Raw genomic sequence first — 24,072 nt, 5'->3', positions numbered from 1 at the left:
TCCGAAGCTCCCGCCGCAGCAGCTAAATTCTCGGCCAGGGACTGTCCACTTGTCCATTTTTAAGTCAATATAGGGGTAACATCCGGGCTTGCTTGCCCTGCGGATTCGTGGTAGCCAAACTGGCCTCCGACAGGAAAAACAAGGGCAGGCCTTGGATGTATTGGCAGGAGCTCGGCCCGCTGTGGACTGCTGTTGCGCCGAAGGGATCCCAGCCTTTCGTGCCGGCTCAGCGCAGTTCTTCTTCGCTTACTCAAGAGCAGGTGTCCCTCTTCTCAGCGATTCTCCAGAACTGTACCCATCGAGCCACTTTCACAGCGGGCTCGGCTTTTGGCCTGCGAGTTCCCGCTTTAACCCCCGTTGGGGAGCACTCTGTCGTTTAGGAGATTCTATGCCTAGTGAACCCAAAACCCGCAAGAGCCGTGAAAGCACTAACCCGCGCCCGCGCGACCGTCGTCGTGAATCGGCCAAAGGGAGCAAAGGGGCAGTTTCAGCCACCCATCTCTCCTTGCCGAAGTTAATTCAAGAGAATGCGGTGCTCCAATCTCGCAGCCAGTTGTTGTTGATGTACAGTGACTTCCAAACCGAAATGCCCAACGATGGCAAAACCGGTGTGGGCACCTGGCTACAGTCTCGACTCAAGGAGCACGGCATGCCCAGCCTGCTGCGTTTTGGCCCCCGCTCCCGCCCCCAGGTTTTCCGCCGCGATGAATTTTCCGAGTGGATTACGCTGGCTCTGGCCTCTGTTAACCCCAACAGCGATACTGCCCCCCAAGAGCACCTGAGCTAGGCCGGAAGGGGAAGTTGAGCGGTAGAAGCAGAGGTTGTCGGCCCAGGGATCCCGCCACGCCCGTTGAGGGAAGAGGGTGAACTGGGCTTTTCTGTATCCGGCAATAGCAGGTCGCGGATGAGGCGGGCTGCCGAGCGTTGCAACCAGCGGGAGGCCAATTGACGGCCCAGTTGTTGAGCTTCCGGTTTGGCAGCCACCTTGGCAACAATCGGCAGAAGCTGCAGCGGCTGAAAGCTTGGGTTGCTGCTGAGGAGTTCCCACAGACGCTGCAAATGAGCCAAGCCATCTGAGCCGCCCTGGGATCCCGAGCTGGAGAAGAGCACATCCACTAGGCGCTCCCGCAGGAAAGCGCCCCGCTCAGAAAAGATAAAATCAACGGCCTTTTCCAGGGATCCCTGCAGGTCAAAATCCTCGCTGTTGACGGCGTTGCGCAGCAGGTTCTCCAGGCGGTTCCAGCGAAATTGCCCCTGGTTAAACAGCAGCTCCCGCAGAGATACGCGCAGCTCCGGGGCCGGGTCGGTGAGCAGGCGCTGAGCCACGTAGGGATAGGCCACGCTCAACACCTTAAAGTTGGGATCCAGGCCGATGGCGATCCCTTCTAGGGTAAGCAAAGAGCGGATGATCAGAGCGTAGTAGGCAGGGACTCGAAACGGAAAATCGTACATCACCCCCGAGAGCCGATCGGTGATGCTCTTGAAATTCAGTTCGGAGACCGATTTGCCCATCGCTTCGGCGAAGACAGCTTCCAGAGCAGGGATGATGGGAGTCAGGTCGGTATCTGGATCCAGGAACTCCAAGTCCACGTAGTCTTGGGCCAGCCCGGCAAAGTCTCGGTTTACCAAATGCACAATCGCCTTGATCAGGCCGTAGCGCTGATGGGGCGCGATGGTGCTCATCATGCCGAAATCGATATAGGCCAGCCGCCCGTCGTACATGGCCAAGAGGTTGCCCGGGTGGGGATCGGCGTGGAAAAAGCCATTTTCCAAAAGCTGCTTGAGGGAGCAATTGACACCGATCTCGATCAAGTGCCGTCCATCCAGCCCCGCAGCAGCGATTTTGTCAACCTGAGTCAGCTTGATGCCATCAATCCACTCCATCGTCAGCACCTTGGTGCGGGTGTACTCCCAGTAAATTTTGGGAGCGTAGATGGAGGGGTGACGGTACAGCGCCAGGAACCGCTCGGCATTGCGGCCCTCCTGCGTGTAGTCCATTTCTTCGTAGAGGCGCCCGGCAAACTCATCGACGATGCCCACCAGGTCACTGCGGATGCGGCGGAAAGTGCGTTTGGCCCAGGCGGCCAGGCTGCGGACAATATACATGTCGAGAGAGATGCGCCCAATCAAGTCGGGCCGCTGCACCTTGACGGCGACTTTCTCCCCGCTGTGCAAGTAGGCCTGGTACACTTGCCCCAAGCTGGCGGCGGCAATCGGCTCGGGGCTGATTTCTCGAAAGATTTTGTCTACGGGTTTGCCGATTTCCGACTCGATGAGGGCAAAAGCGATGGCATTGTCAAAGGGGGGCAGCTCATCCTGCAGTTTGGCCAGTTCCTCCAGAAACAGGGGCGAAACCAGATCGGGACGGGTGGAGAGGGCTTGGCCGATTTTGATGGCTGTCGGCCCCAATTCCGTGAGGATCTCCCGTAGCCGGGCCGCATGTTTCGGGCGATTCTTCAGTTCTACTCCCCGCCAGCGATCCCAAAACACCCAGGCCAACAAGCCCAAAAAGGGGGTGATCAACTGAAACAGGCGCCGCACCACCAGATCCCAGCGCCCTCGATATTGCTTGGCCAACTGTTCTGGGTCATAACGCAGGCTCAACTCCGGTGCCACTCCCAGATTTGCTGGCGGGATGGTCATAACCGGAGAGTCCGCCGCTGCGGAACCCAAGTTATGCTGCCTCGCTGCTGTTGTCACTACCGGTGTTGACGGTGTTGCGCCCATAGATGCCCCAACGGATTCCGTAACACATCTTAACTTGCTGGCTCAGCCTGGCGACTCTTGGAGGCGGCCACCGGCCTGCTCGATTGGGCTTGAAAAGGCCGGCCAAACCTTCAGAAAAGGATCTTCATCCTCTCCCGGAGAAGGTGACAGCAGCCCACCTACGGGGATCCCCGCCAAACCTAAAATGGGAAAACCGCGATCTCTGCCTCTGTGTCTGGATCTCCCCCTCTACGGCCTGCCGAGCCGAGTGTGACCGGATTTGCAGCCCTTAAGGCGCGCCACGTGCTGTTGGCCTTCTTGGTGATCAACCTGGGGGTAGGCTTGGGAGCCATCGCCTTGGCCCAGCTGTTTCATCTCCCATCTGACGATCCTCTGCTGGCCGACTTTGTCTATTGCGCTACATTTGTCCTCACCTGTATCTGGAGCTGGCGACGGGGGCAGCAAGCCCATCTGCAGATGAGACGGCTGTGGGGCAACTGGCGGGCTGCTATTCCTTGGGGATCCCTGCTGTGGGTGGTGCCGGCTTTGGTAGTGCTCTCCATCGGCACAACTTTACTGATGATCTACCTGATATCTTGGCTTGCACCAGAGCTGGCGGAGTCGATGCTGCACTCACTGGGGGAAGAGGATAGGGAAACGGCCTGGCCGCAGATGTATCAGGGGTTGCGCTGGCTCTCGATTGGGGTGGTGGCCCCCATAACGGAGGAGTGGCTGTTTCGCGGCATCTTGCTACACCGCTGGGGCCTCAAGTGGGGCCTCTCCAGAGGTCTGCTGGCTTCTTCTGGGGTATTTGGCCTGCTGCACCCCAACCCCGTCGGGTTGACGGTGTTCGGCCTGGTGATGGGCCTGTTCTACCTGCAGACCCGCTCCCTGACCTTGCCTGTCTTGGCTCATGCCTTGAACAATCTCTTGGCTTTAGCGCTGGGATCCCTAGGAGGGGGAAGGATGGAACCAGCTGATCCAGTCGGGGCTTTCCACCTCTACTTTGGCCTGTTCTGTCTGGGGATAGCTGGGTTCATTTTGGTTCCCTTCGTCCGCTTCCATTGGCCGGAGCGTGGGGCTTGCTTGCCCTATTTCCTGAACCGCTGAGTATTGACTTCCTCACACTTTCCCTCCTGTCTGACGGACTTGTCTGACAGAAGAGCGCTGCCGTGGGATCCCCATGGGAAGTAGCGGAGGTTTGACTGATAAGGAATGCAAAGAAAACGCCAAAAACTGTCACTCGATCTCGGGAAAAAGCTGTGTGGATGGGGATATCCTGAAATAGGCAGCAACAGATTCCAGTGCAAAGTTTAGCTGTGGCTCGCTGGCCGATGGGGTAGTCGTTGGGCCGGGGGTCAGCCCAGAGGGTCAACATGGAAAGGCGGTCTTTTCTGCAAAAACTCCTCCTGGTTGCTGCCGGTCTTGGCCTATCCCCTGGCTGGTTGAGGGGCCGGGCTGAGCGATATGGGCAAGCTTTGGCGGCTGGCTCCCGCAAGCTGGCTGTTCTCATCGGTATTAACCGCTACCTTGGCGAGGGATCCGCGCTACAAGGGTGTTTGACAGATGTGGAGTTGCAGCGGGAGCTACTCCTCTATCGCTTTGGTTTTGACCCGGCAGACATTCTCACCCTTACCGATGGGGCAGCCACGCCGGCTGGGATCCAATCGGCCTTTGCAGAGCACTTGGGGGGTCAAGGTCACACGGCTGAAACGGTAGTGGTGCAGTTTAGCGGCTATGGCCAGTGGCGGCTGGGATCCGCGCCCAACTGTTGGCAGCCGGTGCTGCTGTTGTCTGGCTCTGAGGGAGTGGCAGCAATGGAGCTAGACAGCTTTTTCCGGCTTTTGGAAGGCTTGGGCACTGCCCAGATCACCACCCTTCTGGACTGTGGCTTTACCTATGTCTCGCCGTCGGTGCGAGGCAACTTGCAACTGCGTTCCCGTCCCCCAGCCGCGATCTCGGACTCCAAGGACTCCGTCCCGCTGGCGCGATCGGAGCCGCAGCGGGTTTGGCCGTCTCCGCCCAAGGGCTTGCTGATTTCGGCCACCACCCCGCAAGACTTGGCAGCAGAAGCCGCTTGGCCAGGATTCTATGCTGGGGTACTCACCTATCTGCTGACGCAGTACCTGTGGGAAACCACGCCTGCCACTCGTCTGCTGGCGGCCTTTAACCAGGTGGTCAGCCGGCGGGAGCTGGGCCTCTTCGCCTGCCAACGCCCCACCTTGGAAGGCAAAGACACTGCTCGACACATCCACCCCTATTTTCTCATGCCCACACCGGCAGGGGTCAGCGGGGTAGTTCAAGAAGTGAAGGGAAATCGGGCTCAGGTGTGGTTAGGCGGGATCCCATCGGCGGCCCTGTGTGGTTTGCAGCCGGGTACTCTTTTGGTTCCCATTCCCGCCGATCCTTCCGCCTCTTCGCCGACGCCGCTGCTCATGCGTTCTCGCAGTGGGCTGTTGGCTCAGGTTCAGATGGCCAGTCCGGAAGGGCAGCTTCCCCCTGTGGGCACACCTTTGCGGGAGCAGCTGCGCGGCCTCTCCAGCACGCTCAAGCTTTTGGTTGGCCTAGAGGAGAACCTGGGCCGCATTGAAAAGGTGGATCTGACCAATGCCATTGCCGGCTACAGCTGGATGGAAACGGCCAACCCCCGCGAGCGACAGGTGGACTGTTTGTTGGGCCGCATCACCCCGGAAATGGCCACTGCTTTTAGGACTCCGTCCCGCTGCCGCGAACGGTCGGATACCCTGCTCAAACCCCTGGAAGTGAACAGCTACAGCCTGTTCTGGCCGGGGCGAGAATTGCTCCTGAATTCCTGTGGCCCAGCAGGAGAGGCTGCGGCAATGGCCGTCCAGCGGTTAGCTCCCCGTCTTGCCCATCTGCTGGCTGCCAAACGTTTGCGCACCACTCTCAATGCGGTTTCCTCTTCCTTGGCGGTGGTGGCGGAGTTGGCTGTCAAAGGTAGAGCTGCCAATCGCGCCAGCGGGACGGAGTCCTTAGCTCCCTCGTTGGCGGCACGCCTTGTCCAGTCCGCAACTTCCGCTCCTGCTGAGGTGGGTATGCAGCGGTTTACGCGAGGGGATCCCTTGCATCTCACCCTTCGCAACAACAGCGAGCAGGATCTCTACGGCTACCTGTTGCTGATCGATCCGACCGGACAACTGCACCTGCTGGCCCCCCTGCCTCAGGACAACTTCACCACACCTCTTCGCTTGGAAGCCAAGAGCAGTTTAACTTTGCCACCCTTGCCGGAGGTCGATGGCGAGCTGCGCTCTGCTGTGAGCTCTGACTTGCTCACCTGTCATGCCCAAGGGCTGACGGAGCTGTTGTTTGTGGCCAGCACTCGCCCCCTGTCCGCCAGCTTGGAAGCCCTCAAAGCCATGGCCCGCAAACTGGGGGTAGCCCGTTCGCCGATGTTGCTCAATGGGCCGCTGGAATGGACGCAAACGCTCCTCGAGGAGTTGACTCAGCGTGCCTCCGATCGCGCCAGCGGGACGGAGTCCTTAGGGGATCCCGACTTGCGTTGGCTGGATCCCGCCCAATCCATCACCCTTTCCCTTACCTATTTGCTGGTTTAGCTCAGCAGCAGGGCAAACAAGCCACAGAGGGCAATACCATCGAAAACCCCGGCCCCGCCAATGCTGAGAATGCCTGAGCAATTGCGCCGCAACACCTCCGGCAAGTGCAGGAGATCCGCCCCTATAAGGGTACCCAAAACCCCGCCGGCAAAGGCCACCGCTGGCGCCTGATCCCCTGCCCAAAACAGAGCGGCTAAGGCTGCCGTAGCCGGGGCAATCAAGGGGTTCATTTGAATGCCGATCCCCGGCACCACGTGGGAAGCATAGTAGCTGACCAAGGTTACCAGCGCCGTTACCGCCAGGATCAGCACGCTATCGGCCCGCCCAAATTGGTATAGGGCCAAGAGCACCGGGATCAGCCCCCCGCCCACGTTTAAGGCAATCACCGTCTCCTGGGAAAGCTTGGTCAAAGGGATCCCCCAAAACTGCCGCATCCACAAGCTAGCTAGGTCTTCTACCAGCGTCACCTCGCATTTCACTCGATAGAGGGGAATATTGACCGAGCTGCCCACCAGGATGGCCAGCAGCAGTAACAGCGCTCCCTCCCGCGAGAACCCCAGCTTTCCCACCGCCAGCGCCACCACATCCACTGCCAGCCCCAGCCAGAGGAAAGGCAGCAGCAACACCAGCATGAAAAACAACAGCAGCGAGACCGGCAGGTAGAACATGGCAGGGATCCCAACTTTTCTTCAGCCTATCAGGACTCGGTTCAACTTTTCTCAGCTGCGTGCCCCCTGAGAAAGTAAGGACTCCGTCCCGCTGGCGCGATAGGTTTGCAACTAAACTTTATTCGTTTCAGGATCTCAAAGGCCAAAAATGAGGTTGCGAATATCCCGATCGCGTTAGCGGGACGGAGTCCTTGAAATATTGCGGCCAGCCCTCCAGTCGCCAGGAGTTTTAGCCATAACGATTTGATAGCGCGGATCTCCATAAAACCGAATTTTGATGTGATTAGATTCTTCAACAGTCTCGAAGCAAAGGTCGCGCAGATACTGTTCAGTATGAATGTTCCACTTGCGGTAGTCTCTGAAGATGTAGCCCTACGGGACAGGCCGGCAGAGGTGCTGCAGATCCTGGGCTAGGCAGCCTGGCTGGCCCGCTACTACGGGAATGGGGGGATGCCTGCTGGCGAGACTCCGCCACACCAGGGATCCCAGCCCAACAGCCACTCTGGTCGCAGGGACGCCGTTCCCCAAGGCGCGGCAAACGAGCCCCAGCAGGACAGACCACAGCAAAACAACCAATACCCACAAGACTAGACCCAACAGCGGGCCCGCCAAGCCTGCTTCCAGATTGGTCAAAAACTGAAGGCCACCATCACCAACATCAAGGGCAACGAAGTTACTTTCCAGATTTCGGGCCCCGACATCAAGCTCACCCCAAGGGAACCCTCCCTCTCGGTGGAGCAAGAGGTAGAGGTGAAGGTTCTGGGCCTTAGAGAAGATAAAGGACTCCGTCCCGCTGGCGCGATGGGACTCCGTCCCGCTGGCGCGATGGGACTCCGTCCCGCTGGCGCGATCAGAGAAGATAGCAGAATCGGCAAAGTCCAGCTGCTCTGGGCGCAAAGCAAGACAGAGCTCTCGAAAAATTTGAGTTAACCGCCTATCATGCAGACCATCATCATGACTGTGGGCACCTCCTTGCTCACCAACCTTGACAAAGATCTGCAGCCGCAGCGCCCCTGGGTGGGACAAAAAACCATCGGGGATCCGGAGCAAGCGCTGGCCTGGATGAAAAGAACCGATCTGGAGCTGATCAGCGCCGATCGCGCCAGCGGGACGGAGTCCTTAACCAACACCTACTACCGCCTGGATCCCACCCCCGGCGATGCTTTGGTTCTGCTGCACTCCGCAATGGGCTGGAGTGTGCCCGGATTTTGAAGCTCTTCTTTGAAAGAGAACTGGGCCAACAACAGGTTTCTCTGGTGCCCCTTCCCGGCATCGACTACGAGCTAGAGGGATCCTCTCTGGAGCGGATGGCCGAGCTGTTGAAACAGTTGGCAGAGAGCGCCAAGGGGATCGTCACCTTTGCCGCCACCGGTGGGTTCAAAGCCCAAGCCATGATCATGGCTGTGGTGGGCAGCCAATTGGGGATCCCAGTTTGCTACATCCATGAGCAATACAAGTCTTTGGTCTACCTGCCCTACCTACAGCCGGAAGTTCAGCCCCGGATCCCTCGGGCAGGTCTTCCCGATCGCGCCAGCGGGACGGAGTCCTATCGCGCCAGCGGGACGGAGTCCTTTTCAGGCCGACCTCGCTCCGAAGTCATCCAGCTGCAGGTCGACAGCAGCCACCACCGTCCTCGCAGCTGGGTCAAGGTGGAAAAACTCCTGCGAGACATTCCCTGGGTGGATCTGGTCCGCTACGACCCGCACGCTTACTCTGCCCCCAAAAACAGCGTCAAAGCTGCAAACCGCAAAACAGAGGACGGCCGCCACATCTTGTGGATCCATCTCCACCAGAGCCAGGACACCCACCTTGCTGTCAGGGTAGAGACCACCGGTTACACCCCTGAGCACCTGGAGCAGGCCGCCGCTGAGTTGCGGGAGCGCTTGGGTCGTCTGGTGTGAGTTTCCCCCAGGGAAGGAACAGGCCAAGATCCACCCCCGGCCTTTCGCGAGGTGAGCGCGGGGCATTTTGTGGCTTGTCACCTGGTGCCCTAGGTAGCCCTCAAGGGATCCCGGCCACGCCGGTTTGGCGGGCAGCCTGGATTACCGCAGCGGCCACCTGAGGAACCACCCGCCCGTCGAAGACCGAGGGGATGATCCACTGGGGATCCAAATCCTCAGGTGGGATCAAAGCCGCAATGGCCTGAGCGGCAGCCAGGCACATCTCGGTGTTGATCTGCTTGGCGCGGCAATCGAGCGCTCCCCGAAACACGCCGGGAAAGGCCAGCACGTTGTTGATTTGGTTGGGGTAGTCGCTGCGGCCCGTGGCCATCACTGCCACCCGATTGCCCACCAGCTCCGGCTGGATCTCGGGCACCGGGTTGGCCAGGGCAAAGACGATGGGATCCGGTGCCATTTTTTCTACCATCTCCACTGTCAGGGCATTGGCCACGCTCACCCCAATAAACACATCCGCTCCCACCAAGGCTTCCGCCAGGGATCCCTTCTCCTCGACGGCAATGGCCGCCTTCTCGGGGGTGAGATCGGAACGGGAGCGGCTGAGGATCCCTTGGCGGTCGCAGACCAGGATGTGGGCTGCCCCGGCCCGCCGCAGCAGTTGCGTCACGGCAATGCCGGCTGCCCCGGCCCCGTTGAGGACAATGCGCACCTCGTCTAGGCTCTTTTTCACCACTTTCAGGGCATTCAGCAGCGCCGCCAGCACCACAATGGCGGTGCCGTGCTGATCGTCGTGAAACACCGGCAGGTTGAGGCGGGCCTTGAGCTGAGACTCAATGGCAAAGCAGCGAGGGGCGCTGATGTCTTCCAGGTTAAAGCCGCCAAATCCCGGCGCCAGGCGCACCACCGTCTCTACAATTTCCCCCACCTCCTGAGTGGCCAGGCACAGAGGAAAGGCATCGATATCGGCAAAGCGCTTGAACAGCGCCGCCTTCCCCTCCATCACCGGCAAAGCTGCCTCCGGGCCGACATTCCCCAAGCCCAGCACCGCACTGCCATCGGTTACAATGCCTACACTGTTGCCCTTGATGGTGTACTCATAGACCGCGGCGGGGTTGGCAGCAATTTCTAGGGAAACCCGCCCCACCCCCGGCGTGTAGGCCATGGCCAGATCGGCGGCGCTCTCCAGGGGGCTTTTGGCCACCACCTGCAGCTTTCCCCCGCGGTGCAGCTCAAAGGTGCGGTCCACCGCCCGCTCCACCTTCACATTGGCCAAGGAGGCAACGGCGGCGTAAATTTGCTGAGCATGCTCGCTGCTGACGGCATCTACACAGATTTCTCGCACCGTTTCTGCTGCCGATTGGTGGATGAGATCGATCTGGCTGAGGCTGCCTCCCACTTCCGCAATGGCCTGGGTGACGCGGGCTAGGGCTCCCGGCTGGTTGAGCAGGCGAATGCGCAGGGCAATGCTATAGCTAGAGCTGGGGGTAAGTTTTGTCATAGCTCCCTATGGTAGACGAAAAATCCGCTTCCGACTTGCACACCCTGGCCAACTGGCTGGAGGGCTACTACAGCAACCGCACCCAGGCGATGGCAGAGCCGGTGTGGTTTGTGCCGGTCAGCCTTTGGTACGTGCGCCTTCCCCACCTGTTCTCGGAGGGGATCGGCTTTTTTACCGAGCAATTTAACCAGCACACGCCGGGCCAGTTTTATCGCAGCCGGGTGCTCCAGGTATTGGGGGATCCCTTGCGGATCGAGAACTACAAATTGCGGGATCAAGCAGCTTGGGCAGGTGCCTCTCAGGATCCGCAGCGCTTGGCGCAGCTCTCCTTGGCCGACCTGGAGCATTTGCCCGGTTGTCGCATTTTGGTGGAAAAGCGCCCAGACTGCTACCACGGCGAAATGCTGCCAGGTGGAGAATGTCGTCTGAACCCCGGGGATAGCACCTATATCCACATCGAGTTCGACCTCACCCCCAGCGAATTCATCACCTGGGATCGGGGCTTTGACGCCGCCACTGGCCAACAAACCTGGGGATCCCGCGCCGGACCCTACCGTTACCAAAAAGGGATCCCACCGGCTCCTCTTCAGGTCTGAACCTTCAAAACAGGAAGGGAAACAGATCTCGAAATCCTTTGCGCAGCCTGAGCAAAAAGATCAGCCGTTCCACCTCGGGGGAGACGGATCCGGTTTCGGGCCGAGCTGCCAAGGCTTCCTGGAGTTCCAGAGCCTCGGCGGCGGCGAGGGGCTGATTATCGACCGGAGAGCGAGCCCGCAAGTCGGGCTGGGCCCGCAACACCTCTTCCGGGATCTCATCGGCAGGGGGCAGTGCCCAAGCTTCCGGCCAAAGCAGCAGCAGACCCGCGCAGCAGCCCAGTCCTGCACTCCAGAGCCGTTGGCCCATCCGACCGGTTCTCCTAGCGTTGTCCACTGAACTCCACCCCTTGAAGGGATCCCTCCCAACCTTTCCCAACCCCTCGACCTGTTGCTGGGGGAAAGGGGGGGATCCCTTTAGCTGGCCATGGCTTCCGAGCGCTCTTGGATCACCCGATCCACGATGCCGTAAGCCTGAGCTTCCGTGGCCGAGAGGTAAAAGTCTCGCTCCACATCCCGCTCGATTTTCTCCAGCGGTTGGCCGGTGGTTTGCGCCAAGATCTCGTTCATGCGTCGTTTGACTCGCAGAGTTTCGCGGGCGCGAATTTCAATGTCGCTGGCTTGGCCTTGGATCGTGCCCAGCGAAGGCTGGTGCAGCATGATGCGGGAGTGGGGCAGGGCAAACCGTTTTCCCTTAGTGCCAGCAGCCAACAAAAAGGCTCCCATTGAAGCTGCTTGGCCCACGCAAACCGTAACGATATCTGGCTTGATGTGGTTCATGGTGTCGTAGATGGCCATGCCCGCCGTCACAGAGCCACCGGGAGAATTGATGTACATCACAATGTCCTTTTGCGGATCCTGCGAGTTGAGGTAGAGCATCACCCCCACGATGGTATTGGCCAAGCTATCGTCAATGGGCTCGCCGATAAACAAAATCCGCTCTTGGTACAGGCGATCGTCAAGGCTAATCCACTGGCTATAGGGCTCGCCGGGCAAACGGTAGGGAACCCGAGGCACTCCAATCGGCATAAGTTTCTCCTGGCAAAGTATGAAACACAGAACGACGCGCTTGTAAGATATCTTCCGCGCTCAAATCCAGCTGGGGCAAAACCGAGGAAACAATGCGTCCAGATCCAGTTTTGACCTCGCCTTCGTATTCTCCGCCAACCCAGCGCACCGCGGAAACGGACTGCTTGGCTGGATCCACAATCCAGTATTCCGGGATCCCACGGGCAGCGTAATCTTTGCGCTTGTCTTGATAATCGTGTTTTTCATTGTCTACTCCGGGGGAAACGACTTCCACCACCAACAGCGGCAGGGGCATGTGCAGGCAAGGATTCCGCAACCGTTTCCCAGCAAGCTCACATAGCGGGATGCAAAGCCATCACCTCTGGATTGCGAAACCGAGCCTTGGCTGCGGGCACTTCGACCTCAACTTGGCCCAAGCTCAGGCGTTGGATGGGCAAAAACTTGAGCAATTCCGCAATCAGAAACAGCTCAATGAGGGTGTTGATGCGCTCCTCGGTTGGCACTTCCCGAATAGACCCGTCTTCAAGTTCAATCCGTCCTCCATAAGGCCAGTCCGTGAGGTGGAGGTACTCCTCCGCCGTTAAAGGCTGTACGGGAACTTGAACCATGGACGGATCCCTCTGCTTCAGTTTTTGGCTGCTGCCAACCTCGGCAAGACTTTGGAACTGGTCAACACCTGATCGATAAGGCCGTAGGCTTTGGCCTCTTCTGGGGTCATGAAAAACAGCCGCTCTGTGTCCTTCTTGATCCGCTCCAGGGGCTGACCCGTGCTGCGGGCCAGTTGCTCCAGCATCATGTTGCGCAAAGTCAGAATCTCGCGGGTGCGAATTTCAATGTCGCTGGCCTGTCCGCGGGTGCCACCGTAGGGTTGATGGAGCACGATGGTGGCATTGGGCAAACTGGCCCGAAATCCCTTGGCCCCTGCAGCCAACAACATGGCCGCCATCCCAATCGCATTGCCGATGCAAATGGTGTGCACAGGCGGCTTGATGTAGTTCATGGTGTCCAAGATGGCAAACGCTGCCGTGTCGTAGTTATAGGTGCCCGTCGAGTTGATGTACATCTTGATCGGCTTCTCCCGATCCTCGTACTGCAAATACAGCAGTTGCTCGATGATCAGCTTGGTGACGTTGGCATTCGACTCTTCCGCAAGGGGCAAGCCCAGGTAGACAATGCGCTCCTGCAACAGCAGCGAAGCCAAATCCGGAGGCGGGGTACGAACCGGAGCGCCGCCATAGTAGTAGTAGGTCGATTGCACCATGCCAGAGATCTCCTACGCCTGGGTCTGTTCAACTGAAAAACACCAGAAAAACAACACTTGAGGACCACAAGGGATCCGCAGCATCCCAACGGATCCCTTGCAGTCTGAGGACCTCTCAAAGCCAGCTTTACTCCGCCCCTTGAGGCAAGAGAACCCGCTCCGGCTCCGTGACCAGCACCTTGGGCTTGCGCTCCTCATCCACATCGATGAGCACCTCCGATCCCTCCCGGACATGCCCAGTCAGGATCTCTTCCGCCAGGATGTCTTCCAGCAGGCGTTGGATGGCGCGGCGCAGCGGGCGTGCCCCGTAGCTGGGGTTATACCCCTCCTCCACCACCAAGTCTTTGAAGCGGTCGCTGACCGTAAGGCGGATTTTCTTCTCCGTCATGCGGTCAAACACTTCCTTGAGCAGGATGTCGGCAATCTGCTTCACCTCATCCTTGGTCAGTTGCCGGAAGACGATGATCTCGTCCACGCGGTTGAGGAACTCCGGACGGAAGTACTGCTTCAGCTCCTCATTCACCAGGTTGCGGATGCGGTTGTAGTTGGCATCCTCGTCGTTGGTGTTGAACTCGAAGCCGAGGCTGCCGCCGCCCTTCTCGATGACCTTCGAGCCGATGTTAGAGGTCATCACGATCAGGGTGTTCTTGAAGTCCACCGTGCGGCCCTTGGCATCGGTCAGGCGGCCATCCTCCAGGATCTGCAACAACAGGTTAAACACATCCGGGTGCGCCTTCTCGATCTCGTCGAAGAGCACCACCGTGTAGGGGCGACGGCGTACCGCCTCGGTGAGCTGACCTCCCTCGTTGTAGCCCACATACCCCGGCGGGGATCCGATCAGCTTGCTGACCGTGTGCCGCTCCATGTATTCCGACATGTCGAGGCGGATCATGGCCGACTCGGAGCCGAAGAAGTAGGCTGCCAAAGCCTTGGTCAGCTCGGTTTTGCCCACCCCTGTTGGGCCGGAGAAGATGAAGCTGGCGATGGGGCGGTTGGGATTTTTCAGCCCCACCCGAGCGCGGCGGATGGCCCGGGAGATGGCCCGCACCGCTTCGTCTTGGCCGATGATGCGCTGGTGCAGGGTTTCTTCCATGTTCAGCAGCTTCACTGACTCGCTCTCGGTCAGCTTGGCCACCGGCACCCCCGTCCAGGCGCTGACCACTTGGGCCACGTCCTCTTCGGTTACTTCGGGCATCTCGCTGCGGCTGCTTTCTTCCGCCTTCTTAGCAGCGGCAATGGCGCGGATCTGCTGCTTGATCTCCATCTCCCGATCCCGCAGCTCACCGGCTTTGTCGAAGTTCTGGGCCCGCACCGCAGCGTCTTTCTCCTTGAGCACTCGCCGCAACTCTTGATCCAGCTCCCGGGCCGCCGGGGGCAGTTGAGAGTTGATCAGGCGCACCCGCGAAGCAGCCTCGTCGATCAAATCGATGGCCTTATCCGGCAGGAAGCGGTCGGAGATGTACTGGTCGGCCAGCTTGGCTGCCGCATCCAAGGCGGCATCGGAGATCTTCAGCTTGTGGTGCTGCTCGTAGCGCTCCCGCAGGCCAAACAGGATCTCGATCGTCTCGGAGACCGTCGGCTCGCCCACCATGATGGGCTGGAAGCGGCGCTCCAGAGCAGCATCCCGCTCGATGTGCTTGCGGTACTCATCCAGGGTGGTGGCGCCGATGCACTGCAGCTCGCCGCGGGCCAAAGCAGGCTTGAGGATGTTGGCGGCATCAATCGCCCCTTCCGCAGCCCCGGCCCCGATCAGGGTATGTACCTCGTCGATGACCAGGATGATGTTGCCGGCATTGCGGATCTCATCCATGATTTTCTTGAGGCGCTCTTCAAACTCGCCGCGGTACTTGGTGCCGGCCACCAGCAAGCCAATATCCAGGCTGATCACCCGCTTGTCGGCCAAAATATCGGGCACATCCCCCTGCACGATGCGCTGGGCCAAACCCTCGGCGATGGCGGTTTTGCCCACCCCTGGCTCGCCAATGAGGACGGGGTTGTTCTTGGTGCGGCGGCCCAAGATCTGGATCACCCGCTCGATCTCCCGCGTCCGACCGACCACCGGATCCAGCTTGCCCTCCTGGGCCAGTTGGGTGAGGTTGGAGCCGAATTCGTCCAGGGTGGGCGTTTTGGTGCGGCTGGAGGATCCCCCCCCTGCCGTCACTTCGGCAGTCTCGCCCAACATGCGGATCACCTGGGTGCGCACCTTGGACAGATCCACCCCCAGGTTTTCCAAGACGCGGGCCGCTACTCCCTCCCCTTCTCGGATCAGGCCCAGGAGCAGGTGCTCAGTGCCGATGTAGTTGTGGCCGAGCTGGCGGGCCTCTTCTAGGGAGAGTTCCAGCACTCGCTTGGCGCGGGGAGTGAAAGGGATCTCGACGGCCACAAAACCGGATCCCCGACCGATAATTTTCTCGACTTCAATACGGGCGTCCTTCAAGTTCACTCCCATGGACTTGAGAACTTTGGCGGCGACCCCAGTGCCCTCGCCGATTAACCCCAACAAAATTTGCTCGGTGCCAACGAAATTGTGACCTAACCGTCTGGCTTCTTCTTGGGCCAGCATGATCACCTTGATGGCTTTTTCTGTAAAGCGTTCAAACATGATCCTCGGGCTCCCTACGCCTGCATCAAGGCGGACTTGATAGGGGTAATCCTAGCACAAGTTCTGGCGAAACCAAGGGACGGTAAATACCCCAGACGGAAGCTGTCTGGGGCCAAAACGCGCCTGGAGAGATTTGAACTCCCGACACCGTGGTCCGTAGCCACGTGCTCTAGTCCACTGAGCTACAGGCGCAAAAGGGGCGGGCCAACCACGGTTGACTGTCTGTCCATACTATCTGTCCATAGTTACTCAGATACTATCCAGTACTATCCGGAGACAGAGATGGACATCTATCAATGTGGCTTAGGCATTCTAGCACAAGAGCGTTTTTTGGAAAGTCCAACGGGGGTGTAGATATCCGCCAGCGTTAACATTGCCCTTGCCAAGGTTGCCGGACTTCTCCCCCCACTTCCAGGCCGGCTTGGGGGCTGGTGGCCTTGATCACCGGCGTCCAGACTTGGCCGTTGCGCTGCCAAAGCTGCAGGTGCAGATGTCCTGCCAGGGTATCCCGACAGTTGCGCTGCATCCCTTCTGGGCCAGGGGCGAATACAGTTTGGCCAGGCCGTCCTGTGTGCCCTTCCAGCCGAATACACCAGAGGGCGCTCTCTCCCCGGATTCGCCAGGATCCCCAGGGATCCACTTGCCAGGTCAGATGAGCTTGCCCAGGCCGCCATTCCAAAAAGGGCTGGGATCCCCACCCATGCAGGCTGATCAGGGCCACTTCTTCGGGGCGGGTGAGCACCTGCCGCTCAGCTCCGGCACAGGTGAGGCTGAGACCGGGATGCTGGGGAAAGGCGTTGCACTGGATCCAAAACCAGCGGCGAGGAAAGCTTTGGCCCCAATTTTTTTCGGCGTAGGCGGGAGCCTGCTGAAATGCATAGCGCCTGCCTCTCCACTCCACCCAGCCGGTGGCCAAGCCATGGCTCATGAGGATCTGCCAGCCCGGCTCAAAGATGGGCAGATAAGACCAGGCTCCCATGGTGGCTCGGGGTGGGATCCCATAGGCAAAACGAGGTTGAATGCGGTAGAGCCAGCGAATAGGCTCAGAGCCCAAGGGATCCGGCAAAATCCCCTGATTGAGGTGGGCGGTGTATTGGTAGCCGCTGGCGGTGCGCTGGAAGAAGGTGAAGGGATCCTGAAGGCCGCGACAGCCAGGGTCTGGGATCCCTGAGTGCCCCAAGGCCAGATGGGTTGAGCGGGCCCAAAAGCGGCGGGGATTGGGGAAGGTGCGCCAATGCAACTCCTCCTCCGGCCCCAACACCTGCGCCATGCCCCCGCGCTTGGGATCGATGGCGTACATGAAGGCAAAGCTAATGGGCGGATCCCCGGGCAACGTTACCCGGCTATACCAACCCTCAAAAAACCGCTCTGTGCAGCCATCCCAGTGGTAGCCGGCATGGGGCAGGGATCCCCAATCTGTTGAGTTGTTTTGCCCAGAGCAAGCCGCCGTTGGAGGAAACGCCATTGAGACCTAAGCCATCGCAACAATGATAAACGGAAGTCTATGCTTACCAAAATAATAATTGTATTGTTTCTATATTTATTTGCCCTTAGGATATCAACCAAGCTGAGATTTAAGATTTCTTGAGATTTCACGAAGGAAATCCATGGGTCAGGCGACTTGAACCGGAAAGCTTCCATCTTGCCTTCACATATCCTTTCGATGAGGTGAGCATGACGTCACGTCGTAACTTTTTGCTGTCTGCGGGTGCGGCCACCGTGGGTGGACTCGTGAGTGGCAGCTTAGCACGGGCCAGCACAGGCTACTGGGTTGCCCAGGCCAGCGGCCCAGAAACCCCCAATCTCAGGTTAGGCTTTATACCGATTGTGGAGTCTGCCCCCCTGATCATCGCCAAGGAAAAGGGTTTTTTCGACAAGCATGGCATGACCGGTGTAGAGGTGTTGAAGCAGGCCAGTTGGCCGGCAGCCCGTGACAATGTGGTTATTGGCTCGGCAGGTGGGGGCATTGACGGCGGCATGTGGCAGATGCCGATGCCTCACATGATCCACATCGGCGCCATCACCAACAATCAGCCGGTGCGTATGGCAGTTCTGTGTCAGTTGATCACCCAGGGGAACGGAATTGCCATTGCCGGAATGCACGTTGGCAAGGGCTTGGGGCTGGATATCTCCGGAGCCGCGGATTACATCAAAAATTTCAGCGCCAGCAACGGGCGCAAGTTCAAAGCTGCCTATACCTTCCCCAACGCCAATCAAGATTTTTGGATCCGCTACTGGCTTGCCGCCGGGGGGGTGGATCCGGATCAAGACATTGACCTCCTGACGGTGCCCTCTGCCGAGACGGTGCAGGGGATGCGCAATGGCACCATGGACGCTTTCAGCACTGGGGATCCCTGGCCCTACCGAATTGTGGCGGATGGAATTGGGTTCATCGCGGCCCTTACCCAACAGATTTGGCCCTTTCACCCCGAAGAATACTTGGCCATTCGCGCCGATTGGGTAGAGCAAAACCCCAGGGCCACACAAGCCACTTTGATGGCGGTGATGGAAGCGCAGCAATGGTGTGACGATCCGGCCAACCGCGAAGAATTGGCCCGCATTCTCTCGGGCCGTGCCTACCTGAATGTGCCGGTTGAAGTTCTCACCCCTCCCTTTCAAGGCAACTACGAATTGGGAGACGGCAAGCCAGCTGTTCAAGATTTCAATGCCGGGCCCTTGTACTGGGAAGATGGCCGGGGCAGCGTCTCTTACCCCTACAAGAGCCATGACCTTTGGTTCCTGACGGAATCCTTGCGTTGGGGCTTCCACGCTCGCTTCCTGACCGATCTGGATACTGCCCGTCGTCTGGTGGATGAAGTGAACCGTGAAGATCTCTGGCGTGAGGCCGCCCAGGCACTGGGGGTGAAGAACATCCCCAACAACACCTCGCGGGGAACAGAGCGTTTCTTTGACGGTGTGGTGTTTGACCCACAGGATCCGCAGGCTTACCTGAACAGCCTGAAAATCAAAAGGGTCTAATATCAACCCCGGCCAACACAGACGCATCTCTTGCACAACAGGGATCCTGCCTACCTGCGGGATCCCACGAGGTCGAAAAAAGCTGTGCCGAGCTTTCTGCCCAAACGATGGAAAGTTGATGGATGCTATGAGCCTCGCACTTTTTGAATAACTTTAAATGCCATGTTGAGGATCGGCTATGTTGGCTCTACTTCACGTTCCGCGCGAACTCTTCAGGGATCCTCCTTTTGAGAGGCCGGCCCGGCCTCGCTGGGACAAGCTCATCCTTTCAATAGCCGTAGGAATCCTGAGTTTTCTGATTGTCGTGAGAGTTTTGTTGAGTTTGCAATCCCTGTGTTTGCCCATCCAAAGAAAAGGCAAGGCCAATCCCAGTTCATGCTCTGTTTCCAACACGTTGTAGAACCCTGCGGTTGGAATGTTCTGAGAGCGCGACAACAGAGAACCTTGTAAAACCCTATCCTCTCCAGGAGCTATGACGACGACACTTTCTTCTCCGGCAAAGTCTTCGGCAGCGAAGCTCGATTTGGCGAAGTACCGAGATCAGATTCTCCCCCCTGTGGTGGGTATTGTTGGATTCCTGCTCATCTGGCAGATCTTGGCCAGTGCCAACCTAATTCGGCTGCCGGGGCCCTGGGATGTGTGGATGGATGAGCGCAGCCGATATCTGATCCTGCATCCTTTGTATCGCAACAGCGACCTCGACCAAGGGCTGCTGCGCCAAACCTTGGCCAGCTTACAAAGGGTGGCCATCGGCTATTGCAGTGCCGCTTTGGTGGGCATCACGTTGGGCATTTTGGTGGGAAGCAGTGTGTGGATCAACCGAGCTTTGGATCCCATTTTCCAATTTTTGCGCATGGTAGCTCCCTTGGCTTGGGTGCCCATATCTTTGGCTGCTTTGCAACGCAATGAGCCGGCTGCCCTGTTCGTTATTTTTATTACCTCAATTTGGCCCATTCTCATCAACACGGCTGTGGGGGTGAGACAGATCCCGGAAGACTACATCAACGTCTCCAAAGTGCTCAAGCTCTCCAAAGTGGACTTCTTTTTTAAGGTGTTGCTGCCCTCAGCCCTGCCCTACATGTTCACAGGTCTGCGCATTGGTATTGGCCTATCTTGGCTGGCCATTATTGCCGCAGAGATTGTGATGTCGGGTGTGCCGGGGATCGGCTTTTTCATCTGGGATGCCTACCAGCAGAACTACGTTACGGAGATCATCGTTGCCGTCATCTACATCGGAGCGGTGGGATTGCTTTTGGATCGCCTGATGTCTGTTTTGCAAAACAAGATAGCCAACCAATGATGTGTTGGATGTGTTGTCAGTATGTGGTTGGTTTGAGGCTAGACGGGTGATAGGTTGGGAGGTTTTCTGTGTCTGTATTGGTCAGTGTGGAGCAGGTGGAAAAATCTTTTGCTCTGCCCGGAGGGCAGGAATACCTTGCTCTGAAAGGGATCGATCTGCAAATCCATCGAGGGGAGTTTGTCTCCTTAATCGGCCACTCCGGCTGTGGCAAATCCACCCTGTTAAACATGGTGGCGGGTCTGTCTTTGCCGACAGGGGGGATCGTAGCTTTGGATGGACATACCATTACGGCTCCCGGCCCCGATCGCATGGTGGTGTTTCAGCATTACTCGCTTTTGCCTTGGCTAACGGTTCGGCAAAACATTGCGCTAGCGGTGAATGCCGTTCTTAAAAACCATTCTCCGGCGGAGCGTCAGCAGATCGTGGAAGAGCACATTGATCTGGTGGGCTTGCGCCACGCAGCAGATAAGCTCCCAGCCCAATTGTCCGGGGGTATGAAGCAGCGGGTGGCCATTGCCCGTGCCCTGGCTTTGCGGCCCAAAGTGTTGTTGTTGGATGAGCCATTTGGCGCTTTGGATGCGCTCACGCGCGGGAACTTGCAAGAGCAGTTAATTCGCATCTGTGAAGAACATCAGATGACCACTCTCATGGTCACCCACGATGTGGACGAAGCGGTTCTTCTGTCAGATCGTGTGGTCATGCTCACCAATGGGCCGGGATCCCGAATTGGGAACATTTTAACCATTGACATTCCTCGGCCCCGCCGTCGGCTGGAGGTGGTCAACCATCCCAGCTACTACAGCTACCGCAGCGAGATCATCTACTTTTTGAACCAACAAAAACGCATCAAGCAATGGCGTGCTCGCCGCAGCACTGTGGTGGCCAGGCATGGCTTGGAAAAGATCAACTTGGAGATCGGCTTTGTGCCCCTCACTGCCTGCGCTCCGTTGGCTGTAGCTAAAGAAAAAGGGTTTTTTGCCAAACACGGCTTGGAAGAAGTGAATTTGGTGCGGGAAACCAGTTGGCGAGGGATCCAAGACGGCATTCAGGGAGGTTATCTGGATGCGGCCCAAATGCCCGCCGGTATGCCGGTGTGGATGTCTTTGGGCGGAGGGGATAACCCGCCTCAGCCGGTGGTTACTGCCCTCACCTTGACCCGCAACGGCAATGCCATCACCTTGCATAAGCGGTTCTACGAGCAAGGGATCCACACCCTCAGCCAGTTGAAGGCTTACATTCTGGATAGTCCCAGCCGTCGGCTTACCTTTGGGGTGGTGCATCCCAGCTCTATGCACAATTTGCTGTTGCGCTATTGGCTGGCAGCCGGCGGGATCCACCCGGATCATGACGTGGTGCTGAAAACGCTGCCCCCGGCTCAGATGGTGGCCAACCTGACAGCCGGCAACATCGATGGGTACTGTGTGGGAGAGCCCTGGAATTTGCGGGCAGCCCTGGAGGGCAGTGGCTTTACGGTGGCTACAGATCTGGAGATTTGGCTGGGCCATCCCGGCAAAGTGTTGGGGGTGCGAGAAGATTGGGCCAGGGCCTACCCCAACACCCACATTGCCTTGGTCAAAGCGCTGTTGGAAGCCTGCCGCTACTGTGAAGACCCGGCCCATCACGACGAGATTCGCGAGCTGCTCAGCCGCCGCGCCTACCTGAGCACCGACCCATCCTACATTCATCTGGGGGATCCCCAGCGCCTGATCTGTGACTTGGACAGGCCGATGCGGGAATATGCCCACCACCGCTTCTTTCTGGGAGCCGGCAACCGTCCCAGCCGCACCGAGCATCTGTGGATGATGACCCAAATGGCCCGCTGGGGGGATCTGCCCTTCCCCCGCAACTGGGTGGAGATCGTGGAGCGGGTATGTCAGGTGGGGGTGTTCAGCACGGCAGCCCGCGAGCTGGGACTGGATGTCTCCTACCAAAGGCAGCCCATTCAGTTGTTCGATGGGATCCCCTTTAATGGTGAGGATCCCCTGGCCTACCTCAACAGTTTGGCGATTAAGCACGATATTTATGTAGCCGAGGTTGCCTTAGATCGTCGTCCTGTGTTGCTCTAGATACCCACTTGGGCGCCCTTGCAAAAGCACATTCCCCGTTGTGAGAAAATCATGAGTTGGAGCACCCTACGATGACTGCCCTCTTGACAACCTCTACCCCAGCGAACGTAGCCGCAGAACCCTACCTAAGCCTTGAGAATGTCAGCAAGACCTACTCAACTCCCAAGGGGGATTATCCCGTCTTGCGAGATATCAACCTCAGTGTGAACGAGGGAGAGTTTGTCTGCTTGGTTGGGCATTCCGGCTGTGGCAAAACCACCCTGCTGAATATGGTTTCCGGATTTGCCCAGCCCACCAGTGGCTCGGTGAAGCTGAAAGGGCAGCCGATTACAGCTCCTGGCCCGGAGCGCATGGTAGTGTTTCAAGGGTATGCCCTGTTGCCTTGGCTCACGGTTTATGAAAATGTTTATTTGGCCGTTCGGTCGGTATTTCCCCAAAAGAGCCAGTCGGAAAAGCATCGAATTGTGGAAGAACATTTGGATTTGGTGGGGCTGGGGGAAGCCGCTCAGAAATATCCCTCGCAAATTTCGGGAGGGATGAAACAGCGGGTAGCCATTGCTCGTGCGTTGGCCATCCGTCCAGAAGTGCTGATTTTGGATGAACCCTTCGGGGCCTTGGATGCCATTACCAAAGAGGAGCTGCAAGAGGAGCTGTTGCGCATTTGGGATGAACATCGCTGCACGGTTTTGATGATTACCCACGACATTGATGAGGCGCTGTTTTTGGCCGACCGCCTGGTGCTGATCGCGCCAGCGGGACGGAGTCCTTTCGCGCCAGCGGGACGGAGTCCTTTGACCAATGGCCCTGCAGCCACCATCGGGCAGATCGTGACCATTCCCTTCCCGCGCCCTCGGGATCGCGAGCGGATTCTTGAAGATCCGCAGTACTACCGCCTGCGCAACTCGGTTCTCAGCTATCTCTACGGCCATGAGGCCAACCCAGAGGCGGCTTGCCGATGAGCCGATAAATCAAACCTAAAGCAGTTGGCGGAGCGAGAGGGCGACAAGGCAACCCAAAACCCAAAAACCACACACCTTGGCCATCAGGTGCAGCCCCTGGTCAGGCGATCCGCAAACCTCTCTTGGAACTCGCCCACAACATTGCGCAACCGCTCGTCCAAAACGGCCAGCGTCTGGGATGCGATCTCGTCCGGCACGCCGCCGAAAAACGCCTCCGCAATGCCCCCGGCAATGCAGGCCATGGTGTCTGCGTCTCCACCAAGGGAGATGGCGTTGCGCACTGCGTCTTCAAAACCGTCTGCCTCTAGGAACGCGATGATCGACTGGGGCACCGAGCCCTGACAGGAGACATCGAAGCAGTAGTGCTCCCGGATATCGTCCAGCCGCTCGGATAGGCAGTATCCGAACTCTTGCTCGATGTACGTCTTGATGTCGGCCTTGGTGTACCCTGACCGGGCGAGAAACACGGCGGCTGCCGTAGCCTGAGCGCCGCGGATGCCCTCCGGGTGGTTGTGGGTTACCTCGGCACTGGCCCGCGCCTGGGCCAGCACTTCTTCCAGCGTGTTGCAGGCGATGCCAATGGGGCTAACCCGCATGGCGGCTCCGTTGCCCCAACTGTAGTACGGCTCACGGCAGCGATGCTCGGCCCAGTGGATGAAGCTGCTCCCGTACCCAGCCTCTGGGTAGGCGTGGAAGTACTCATGGTACCAATCGACGTAGCTACCGCCCCGCAGCAGCCGCTCGGCCACAGCGACCGTCAGAACCGTGTCATCGGTAAATTGGCTGGCCTCGACGAACAGCGGAAAGTTCTTCGTTTTGGTGCCCGAGTGCTCATGGACAGAGCCGATAACATCCCCGGCAATGGCTCCCAGCATCAGTACCCTCTCCTTTTTCTTTTCCCAGTTCTCAATCTCCCGGTTCTCAATCTCGCCGTTTCC

Annotated in this window: 22 protein-coding genes and 1 tRNA gene; 10 read left to right on the top strand and 13 right to left on the bottom strand. The window is 58.4% G+C overall.

What is annotated here, in order from left to right; genetic code table 11:
• Positions 1-388 precede the first annotated feature (388 nt).
• Positions 389-787: a hypothetical protein gene (locus tag ACVWZU_RS05835; RefSeq protein WP_414330450.1), complete on the top strand. Its 399-nt coding sequence runs from the start codon at positions 389-391 to the stop codon at positions 785-787.
• Here ACVWZU_RS05835 and ACVWZU_RS05830 read toward each other — a convergent pair.
• Entirely contained in the window at positions 784-2,727 is a 1,944-nt protein-coding gene (locus ACVWZU_RS05830) for an ABC1 kinase family protein (protein ID WP_457443842.1), read from the bottom strand. The two genes, ACVWZU_RS05835 and ACVWZU_RS05830, sit on opposite strands and share 4 nt — an antisense overlap.
• A 249-nt stretch (positions 2,728-2,976) precedes the next feature.
• Between ACVWZU_RS05830 and ACVWZU_RS05825 the strand changes: the two genes are divergently transcribed.
• Positions 2,977-3,816, top strand: coding sequence for a CPBP family intramembrane glutamic endopeptidase (locus tag ACVWZU_RS05825; protein ID WP_457443840.1), 840 nt, complete (start codon positions 2,977-2,979; stop codon positions 3,814-3,816).
• Positions 3,817-4,082: 266 nt separating this feature from the next.
• On the top strand, positions 4,083-6,281 hold the full coding sequence (locus ACVWZU_RS05820) for a caspase family protein (protein ID WP_457443838.1): 2,199 nt from the start codon (positions 4,083-4,085) through the stop codon (positions 6,279-6,281).
• Here ACVWZU_RS05820 and ACVWZU_RS05815 read toward each other — a convergent pair.
• Positions 6,278-6,949 carry a DUF1614 domain-containing protein gene (locus ACVWZU_RS05815; RefSeq protein WP_414332122.1) on the bottom strand — a complete coding sequence of 224 codons (672 nt, stop codon included), beginning with the start codon at positions 6,947-6,949 and terminating at the stop codon, positions 6,278-6,280. The genes ACVWZU_RS05820 and ACVWZU_RS05815 overlap by 4 nt on opposite strands.
• A gap of 372 nt (positions 6,950-7,321) precedes the next feature.
• On the bottom strand, positions 7,322-7,846 hold the full coding sequence (locus ACVWZU_RS05810) for a hypothetical protein (RefSeq protein ID WP_457443835.1): 525 nt from the start codon (positions 7,844-7,846) through the stop codon (positions 7,322-7,324).
• A 57-nt stretch (positions 7,847-7,903) separates the two neighbouring features.
• On the opposite strand from ACVWZU_RS05810, the gene ACVWZU_RS05805 reads away from it, so the two are divergent.
• On the top strand, positions 7,904-8,161 hold the full coding sequence (locus tag ACVWZU_RS05805; protein ID WP_238376877.1) for a hypothetical protein: 258 nt from the start codon (positions 7,904-7,906) through the stop codon (positions 8,159-8,161).
• On the top strand, positions 8,158-8,850 hold the full coding sequence (locus ACVWZU_RS05800) for a putative CRISPR-associated protein (protein WP_457410954.1): 693 nt from the start codon (positions 8,158-8,160) through the stop codon (positions 8,848-8,850). The genes ACVWZU_RS05805 and ACVWZU_RS05800 overlap by 4 nt, the downstream gene beginning before the upstream one ends.
• A 100-nt stretch (positions 8,851-8,950) precedes the next feature.
• On the opposite strand, the gene ACVWZU_RS05795 is transcribed toward ACVWZU_RS05800, so the two are convergent.
• On the bottom strand, positions 8,951-10,345 hold the full coding sequence (locus ACVWZU_RS05795) for a malic enzyme-like NAD(P)-binding protein (RefSeq protein ID WP_414522438.1): 1,395 nt from the start codon (positions 10,343-10,345) through the stop codon (positions 8,951-8,953).
• Positions 10,346-10,353: 8 nt separating this feature from the next.
• Here ACVWZU_RS05795 and ACVWZU_RS05790 point away from each other — a divergent pair, with 8 nt between their 5' ends.
• The gene (locus ACVWZU_RS05790) at positions 10,354-10,941 is read left to right on the top strand and encodes a chromophore lyase CpcT/CpeT (RefSeq protein WP_011432259.1); all 588 of its coding nucleotides are present in this window, start codon (positions 10,354-10,356) and stop codon (positions 10,939-10,941) included.
• Between the two features lie 4 nt (positions 10,942-10,945).
• On the opposite strand, the gene ACVWZU_RS05785 is transcribed toward ACVWZU_RS05790, so the two are convergent.
• The 8 genes from ACVWZU_RS05785 to ACVWZU_RS05750 form a co-directional block, all read right to left on the bottom strand.
• Positions 10,946-11,248, bottom strand: a complete 303-nt coding sequence (locus ACVWZU_RS05785) for a hypothetical protein (protein ID WP_414357640.1) — start codon at positions 11,246-11,248, stop codon at positions 10,946-10,948.
• A gap of 107 nt (positions 11,249-11,355) precedes the next feature.
• On the bottom strand, positions 11,356-11,967 hold the full coding sequence (locus ACVWZU_RS05780) for an ATP-dependent Clp protease proteolytic subunit (protein ID WP_011432257.1): 612 nt from the start codon (positions 11,965-11,967) through the stop codon (positions 11,356-11,358).
• The gene (locus ACVWZU_RS05775; RefSeq protein WP_414418101.1) at positions 11,915-12,262 is read right to left on the bottom strand and encodes a Uma2 family endonuclease; all 348 of its coding nucleotides are present in this window, start codon (positions 12,260-12,262) and stop codon (positions 11,915-11,917) included. Before ACVWZU_RS05775 ends, ACVWZU_RS05780 begins: the two co-directional genes overlap by 53 nt.
• 37 nt (positions 12,263-12,299) lie before the next feature.
• Positions 12,300-12,575, bottom strand: a complete 276-nt coding sequence (locus ACVWZU_RS05770; RefSeq protein ID WP_457443832.1) for a hypothetical protein — start codon at positions 12,573-12,575, stop codon at positions 12,300-12,302.
• A 17-nt stretch (positions 12,576-12,592) separates the two neighbouring features.
• On the bottom strand, positions 12,593-13,228 hold the full coding sequence (locus ACVWZU_RS05765) for an ATP-dependent Clp protease proteolytic subunit (RefSeq protein ID WP_457443830.1): 636 nt from the start codon (positions 13,226-13,228) through the stop codon (positions 12,593-12,595).
• Positions 13,229-13,355: 127 nt separating this feature from the next.
• Positions 13,356-15,830: an ATP-dependent Clp protease ATP-binding subunit gene (locus ACVWZU_RS05760; RefSeq protein ID WP_011432255.1), complete on the bottom strand. Its 2,475-nt coding sequence runs from the start codon at positions 15,828-15,830 to the stop codon at positions 13,356-13,358.
• A 118-nt stretch (positions 15,831-15,948) separates the two neighbouring features.
• Positions 15,949-16,022, bottom strand: a tRNA-Arg gene (locus tag ACVWZU_RS05755).
• Positions 16,023-16,197: 175 nt separating this feature from the next.
• Positions 16,198-17,295 (bottom strand): tocopherol cyclase family protein, encoded by a 1,098-nt coding sequence (locus tag ACVWZU_RS05750; RefSeq protein WP_457443828.1) that lies wholly within the window; start codon positions 17,293-17,295, stop codon positions 16,198-16,200.
• Positions 17,296-17,498: 203 nt separating this feature from the next.
• On the opposite strand from ACVWZU_RS05750, the gene ACVWZU_RS05745 reads away from it, so the two are divergent.
• The 4 genes from ACVWZU_RS05745 (at position 17,499) to ACVWZU_RS05730 (ending at position 23,134) form a co-directional block, all read left to right on the top strand.
• Positions 17,499-18,809, top strand: coding sequence for a CmpA/NrtA family ABC transporter substrate-binding protein (locus ACVWZU_RS05745; RefSeq protein WP_457443826.1), 1,311 nt, complete (start codon positions 17,499-17,501; stop codon positions 18,807-18,809).
• Positions 18,810-19,281: 472 nt separating this feature from the next.
• Positions 19,282-20,109, top strand: coding sequence for a nitrate ABC transporter permease (gene ntrB, locus ACVWZU_RS05740; RefSeq protein ID WP_414387973.1), 828 nt, complete (start codon positions 19,282-19,284; stop codon positions 20,107-20,109).
• Positions 20,110-20,177: 68 nt separating this feature from the next.
• Positions 20,178-22,175 carry an ABC transporter ATP-binding/substrate-binding protein gene (locus ACVWZU_RS05735; RefSeq protein ID WP_414418105.1) on the top strand — a complete coding sequence of 666 codons (1,998 nt, stop codon included), beginning with the start codon at positions 20,178-20,180 and terminating at the stop codon, positions 22,173-22,175.
• Positions 22,176-22,246: 71 nt separating this feature from the next.
• Complete coding sequence (locus ACVWZU_RS05730) at positions 22,247-23,134, top strand: nitrate ABC transporter ATP-binding protein (RefSeq protein WP_457443823.1); 888 nt, start codon at positions 22,247-22,249, stop codon at positions 23,132-23,134.
• 83 nt (positions 23,135-23,217) lie between these two features.
• Here ACVWZU_RS05730 and ACVWZU_RS05725 read toward each other — a convergent pair whose 3' ends face one another.
• Positions 23,218-24,009 (bottom strand): ADP-ribosylglycohydrolase family protein, encoded by a 792-nt coding sequence (locus ACVWZU_RS05725; protein ID WP_414349583.1) that lies wholly within the window; start codon positions 24,007-24,009, stop codon positions 23,218-23,220.
• Positions 24,010-24,072: the final 63 nt, after the last annotated feature.

This window comes from Thermostichus sp. MS-CIW-26, from assembly GCF_054059115.1.
The sequence above is the reverse complement of the archived record's forward strand: the minus strand, read 5'-3'. Positions and strand labels throughout refer to the sequence as shown.